The organism is Sphingomonas sanguinis (assembly GCF_001476905.1).
In the GTDB taxonomy this organism is placed as follows: Bacteria; Pseudomonadota; Alphaproteobacteria; order Sphingomonadales; family Sphingomonadaceae; genus Sphingomonas; species Sphingomonas sanguinis_B.
Genome location: NZ_LDTE01000109.1, coordinates 1 through 1,061, shown reverse-complemented (window position 1 = coordinate 1,061; position 1,061 = coordinate 1). Strand labels below are relative to the sequence as shown.

The 1,061-nt window shown below is 64.0% G+C and carries 1 protein-coding gene and 1 pseudogene; both read right to left on the bottom strand.

The annotated features are described in order from the left end of the window. Window positions 1–379, bottom strand: a pseudogene (locus SB4_RS15265) (hydrolase); the annotation flags it as partial. 50 nt (window positions 380–429) lie between these two features. Next, window positions 430–1,061, bottom strand: a 632-nt coding sequence (locus tag SB4_RS15260; RefSeq protein WP_058753253.1) for a DUF481 domain-containing protein, incomplete at its 5' end; no start/stop codon positions are given.

The window sequence follows — 1,061 nt, the reverse complement described above, 5'->3', positions numbered from 1 at the left end:
CGGGCCCGCCCAGCCGGTTGTCGTCGATCCGCGTCACCGCCTGAAAGGGATGATCGATCGGATAGACCGTATCCATATGGCCGGTGAACAGCATTTGCACCGGCGCCTGGGGGCGGACCGACAGGCGCAGGTGGCGGCCGTGCTCCAAGGGGGAGGGCGTGCCATCGGCGCCGACGCGCTCGACCGGTTCGGGGTCGATCAGGCTGAGCGTACCGGGCAGCGCGCCGAACGCCGCCGCCAGTCGGTCGGCCATGATCGCCAGTCCGGCCATGTTGCGGGTGCCGCTGTTGATCGCGCTCCACTCCTCCACGAGGGGCAGCATGGGATAGGCGGCGGCGGACGCCACGGCGTCACGCTCGATCGGGTTCAGTCTCTCCATCGGCCTTACCTAGGCCAAGCAGGCCGCCAAGGTGAACCCCGCTTTGGAAATTAGAAGCTGTAGACCACCGACGCGCGGGTGATCGTGTCGGTCGTCTGGCGGCCGACGGGCGGCTCGCTTTCATATTGGACATTGTACGACAGCGAGGCGGACAGCGGACCGAAGAGCTTGGCATTCAACGCCGAATTGGTGCTGACCGTGCTGTTGAACTTCTGGACATAGGCCGAGGCGTTCTGGTTGAACGACATGGCTGGCGTCAGCTTCCACACGAAGTTCAGATTGCCGCGAGCGGCCAAGGCGCTTTCGATCCGGCCATCGGTAAATTCGGTGTGCCGGAAGGCAGGGCCGAGTTCGATGTCGAGCGTCATGCGGGGTTTGCGAATGGCGCTGTAGCCCGCGCCGCTCGACGCGGAGAAACGGTTGAAATAGCCGAGGAACTTGTCGCTTTCATACTGCGCCGCGCCGTAGACGTAATTGTTGGCGCTGAGTTTGAAATTGGGTTCGTAGGACGCGACATAATGTTCGCGGCTGACGACGTTGAAGCTTTCCTGGTAATCGCCCTGGAAGCGCAGCTTGTGCCGCCAGCGCAGCCCCTCGCGGTTCAGGTCGACGATGCCGGTCAGGCCGATATTCTGGCTGTTGCCCGTCGTCGCGAAGCCGCCCAACTCGACGCGGCCGTGCC